This is a genomic window from Clostridium oryzae (genome assembly GCF_002029235.1).
Classification (GTDB): Bacteria; Bacillota; Clostridia; order Clostridiales; family Clostridiaceae; genus Clostridium_AE; species Clostridium_AE oryzae.
In genome coordinates this window covers 1-5,014 of record NZ_MZGV01000125.1, presented here as the reverse complement: position 1 = coordinate 5,014, position 5,014 = coordinate 1, and the positions used below count along the sequence as shown (strand labels likewise).

Here is a 5,014-nt window from a genome sequence, read left to right as displayed (position 1 = left end):
GATATTAGATGATGATATTTTATTAGAGAAATGTAAAAATCAATTCTATATATAAAAATTTAATATTTTTTTGTATTATCAAGAAATATTAAATTATAACCGTATTGAGAAATATTGGTTGATATTATGATTAGGAGTGTAAAAATGATATCAAATTCTAGAGTATCAGTTATAATGCCAGTATATAATAATGAGAAGTATTTATGTGAATCGATAGAAAGTATATTAAATCAGACTTATAAAAATTTTGAATTCATAGTAATTGACGATGGATCATCTGATGATTCTCATAAAATAATAAATGGATATGCTAGTAGAGATAATAGGATTATTGTAATTTCTAGAGAACATAAAGGACTTGTCTATTCACTGAATGAGGGGATAAATATGGCAAGTGGAAAATATGTTGCTAGAATGGATGCTGATGATATTTCAATGCCTGCGAGATTAGAGAAGCAAGTAAATTATTTAGACAAAAATAAAAGTACAGATATTTTAGGTACATTTATCGAGGCATTTGGAGATGTTGATGATAATGAAAAGAATACATGTAATAGAGCATTTAATTTTCAAATTGATGAAGAAAACATTGTAGAAATTTCATTAAAAGGAACACCTATTGCACATCCTTCTGTTATGTTTAGAAGCGACTGCATTAGATCGCTTGGTGGATATGACGAACTATATAAATATACTGAAGATTATGAATTATGGATAAGAGCCTTAAATTATGGATATCAAATAAAAAATATCCAAGAAAAGTTACTAAAGTATAGAATTCATAATGGTTCTAAATCAGTATTAGATTCAAAGAATAAAGAGCGAGATAATGAAATTATTAAGTGCAAATTGAAATACGTAACATTTATAAATAATGTTACTAATTATATCATTTGGGGGGCAAGCAATGGCGGAAACATGTTATATAGTGTGATTAATGAATCATTTAATAATATGAAATTGTGTGCTTATATTGATAAATATAAAGGCGGAGAGTTTAATGGAGTAAAGATAGTTCATCCAGACAAGATTAGTGATATTAAGTTCGATTATATATTTATTGCTACACAACCTGGGAAAGAGGAAGCTGAGATATATCTTAATAACCTAGGGTATAAGCGAACTTATGATTATACATATATATTATGAACTTTGGAGGAGAAGAGTTGAAGGTAATAGTAACTGGGGGAGCAGGTTTTATAGGATCACATATAGTTGATTTATTAATACAAAAGAATTATGAAGTTATAGTTATAGATAGTTTGATTCATGGAAAAGCTGAAAATGTAAATTCTAAAGCTAAATTTTATAGAATGGACATATGCAATAATGAATTAAAATATCTTTTTGAAGAAGAGAAACCTGATTTTGTAATTCATGAAGCTGCACAAATGAGTGTACCAAAGTCAATTGAAAATCCAATAAATGATGCTAAAGTAAACATTATAGGGTCATTAAATATTTTAGAAGCATGTAAACAAAGTAACGTAAAGAAAATCATTTATCCAGCATCTGCGGCAATATTTGGCGAACCAGAATATTTGCCTATTGATGAGAACCATAAGTTAAATATGTTGTCACAATATGGTGTATCAAAACATACAGTAGAGCATTATCTGCAAGTTTATAGAAATCTATATGGAATAGAATACACTTCATTAAGATGCTCTAATGTTTATGGACCAAGACAGGATTCAAGCGGAGAAGGAGGAGTTATAGCAATATTTTGCGAAAAAATGCTTGAAGGAAAGAAACCCATAGTTTTTGGAAATGGAAATCAAATTAGGGACTTTGTATATGTAGAAGATGTTGCGATGGCATCTATAATGGCTATGGAAAGTAATATTAATGATATCTTTAATGTTTGTACTGGTATTAAAACATCAATAAATGATTTGATTTATATGATAAATACAGTTTTGCAAAAGGACATATCTCCAGTGTATAGAGATTGGAGAGACGGGGATATAAAGCAGAGTTGGATGAGTAACAAAAAAATAATGGATACATTAAAGTGGAGCCCTAAGTATACTATTTTAGAAGGAATAAGAAAAACTCTTAATACTCCTAAAATGGTGTAAAATAAAAGGTGGTTAGAGTATGAAAATTCTATATTTAATTCATGTGTTTTATCCAGAAAGTTTCTATGGTACTGAAAAATTTTTATTTAATATATCTTCTTATATGAAACGTGAAGGTAATGAAGTGCAGATAATAACATATAGTAACTACGAAGATAATTTTTATAATGAAGCTTTTGAAAATTTGATTTATAAAAAATTTCAATATGAAGGGTTAGATATTATTGCATTTAGGCATAAGAATCCAATACCTCCGCTGGAATATGATTTTAATAACTTAGAGATAAGAGACTTTGCTGAAAAAATTATTGGCGATTTTAAACCAGATATAGTACATATTTGCCACCCAATAAGGACATCAGAGTTCGCGTCTGTTGCCAAAGATAGAAATATACCATATATTATTACGTTGACTGATTTTTCTATGATGTGTCCTAGAGGCAATTTATTAACATCTACGCTGAAGCTATGCACGGGCAGAACGAATAATGATAGATGTAATCAAGAGTGCTATGCTGTATCAAAGTACACGGAGAAAAGATACAAATGTGCTGAGACAATTTTAAATCAAGCAAGCTATGTATTTTCTCCATCCAATTTTTTGGCTAAAATGTTTGAGGAACATTTTAATGGATTAAAGGTATATGTAAATAATCATGGTATTAATTATAAAAGAATTGTTGAAAACAAAAAAGTTTATAAGGATAAAGATAGAATAATTTTTGGATATGCGGGAGGAACATTATACATTAAAGGACTTACTGTTCTATTGAAGGCATTTTCGAAGATAAAAGACCCAAAGTCTTCACTTAAATTGTATGGATTTCAATTTGATGATATAAGTTCCATATTAGTAGATAAATATAAATTACATAATGTGGAGTTTTGTGGAGTATTTGGAGAAGAAGATGTTGGAAAGGTTCTAAGCGAAATAGATGTTCTAGTAGTTCCATCTTTATGTTATGAAAACTATCCATTAACTTTGCATGAAGCATTAGCTTGCAATATACCGGTAATAGCTTCAAATGTAGGGGGAATGGCAGAGAAAATAAAAAATTGTTTTAATGGTTTTGTTTATGATATAGGTAACGCAGATCAGTTGTCAACCATAATACAATTCATTATCGATAATCCTGTTATTTTGAATTCTCTAAAAAATAATATTAAAAATGAAAAATTAAATAGTATTGAACATGAATGTAATACATATTTAGGTACATATAAAAAGATACTACCCAATAATATAGTAAGTGACTCGGAGAATACAAATAAAAATGATTTCGAGTCTGAATGGAAAGCTTTTACTAAACAATTGCTAATAGATGATAAGTTAGACAATGAGTATATGGAAAAAATGAAAACGAGAGTTCTATTTTTAAAAGGTAGATTTGGCAATAAAAAAATAAGGTATTACATTTGGGGTGCGAGTAATTCTGGTAGAGTCACAAAAAAAATTTTCAGTGAATTTTTACCTAACTTTGAGCTCAGTGGATTCATAGATAAATATAAATCAGGTACATATGAAAATTACAAAATATATAATTTGAATAAATTAGATAATAATATCAAGTATTATTATGTTATCGCCACAACTATAGGCAAAAATGAAGCATATAACACACTAAGAGAAATAGGCATGGAACTACTTGATAATATAATTTTGGGATATGGTCTGTAAAAGGAGAATTGGATATGAAAAATAATTTCATTTCAGTTATTATGCCAGTGTATAATTCAGAAAAGTATTTAATGCAATCAATAGAAAGTATTTTAGCTCAAACAATTAGAGACTTTGAATTTATTATAATAGATGACGGATCTACAGATAGTTCATTAGATATTATTATGAACTATAAGCGAAAAGATGACAAAATAGTAGTCATTTCTAGGAAAAATAAAGGACTTGTATATTCGCTAAATGAAGGAATAAGTATATCAAAAGGAAAGTACATTGCAAGAATGGATGCTGATGATGTGTCGTTTCCTATGAGGTTAGAAAAACAGCTTGAATTTTTGAAAACTCATGAAAATGTAGATATTTTAGGTACCCAGGTAAATATAATAGGAGATATATCAGAAAATGAGAGATTAAAGTATGATAAAATGTTAAATATACCCTTTTTAGATGGACATGTAAGAGAAGCGTTATTAAATTATTGGTATTGCTTTGCGCATTCGTCTGTAATGTTTAGAAAAGAAATTTTTACTAAATTAAAAGGATATAAAGATTATAGGGCAGAGGATTTGGATTTATGGTTAAGAGCATTAAAAACAGGATTTAAAATCTATAAACTCAATGAAAAACTTGTAGAATACAGAATACATAAAAATTCAAAAACTAATTATGAAAATAAACAATATGAAGGACTGAAAGATGGTATTAGAATTAAACTTTTTGACGTTTTTAATGATTGTTCTTTAAAGAGACTTAATTACCTAGTATGGGGAGCTTCAAATGGTGGGAAAATATCAAAGGAGATAATAAGCCAAATGATGCCAACTTCGAAATGCATTGGCTTTATAGATAAATTTAAGACAGGAGATTTTGAAGGAGAGAATATTTATAAACCCCATGAAATAATAAATATTGATTTTGATTATATTTTTATTGCAACAGAACCAGGAAGGGAACAAGCTATTTTGAAACTAAAATCTATAGGAATGGATTCTATAAAACAGTTTTTGTGCACTGTTTAATTTTTAGACATGTATGTAAGAAGGTGTAGAATGTTAAATGTTTTATTATTTGGAGCTGGATCAGGAAGATACTTTGTTGAGAATTCAATAGACAGCAATAAAGTTAATATCCAAGCATATATTGATAATGATTCTAGTAAGGTTGGTCAAATAATCAATAATAGGGAGATTATATTAGTAAAGGATATTAAAAAATATGCTTATGATTATATCATTATATCTAGTCAGTACTACAA

The 5,014-nt window shown here is 28.1% G+C and carries 4 protein-coding genes and 1 pseudogene; all 5 read left to right on the top strand.

The window, feature by feature from the left end; all coding sequences use genetic code 11:
• Window positions 1-144 precede the first annotated feature (144 nt).
• A complete protein-coding gene (locus tag CLORY_RS22395; RefSeq protein WP_079428743.1) occupies window positions 145-1,149 on the top strand; it encodes a glycosyltransferase in 1,005 nt (334 codons plus the stop codon).
• A gap of 17 nt (window positions 1,150-1,166) precedes the next feature.
• Window positions 1,167-2,081, top strand: coding sequence for an NAD-dependent epimerase/dehydratase family protein (locus tag CLORY_RS22390; protein WP_079428741.1), 915 nt, complete (start codon window positions 1,167-1,169; stop codon window positions 2,079-2,081).
• A 19-nt stretch (window positions 2,082-2,100) separates the two neighbouring features.
• Window positions 2,101-3,759 (top strand): glycosyltransferase, encoded by a 1,659-nt coding sequence (locus tag CLORY_RS22385; protein ID WP_079428739.1) that lies wholly within the window; start codon window positions 2,101-2,103, stop codon window positions 3,757-3,759.
• 14 nt (window positions 3,760-3,773) lie between these two features.
• Entirely contained in the window at window positions 3,774-4,778 is a 1,005-nt protein-coding gene (locus CLORY_RS22380) for a glycosyltransferase family 2 protein (protein WP_079428737.1), read from the top strand.
• A gap of 30 nt (window positions 4,779-4,808) precedes the next feature.
• Window positions 4,809-5,014 (top strand): annotated as a pseudogene (locus tag CLORY_RS22375) (chemotaxis protein); the annotation flags it as partial.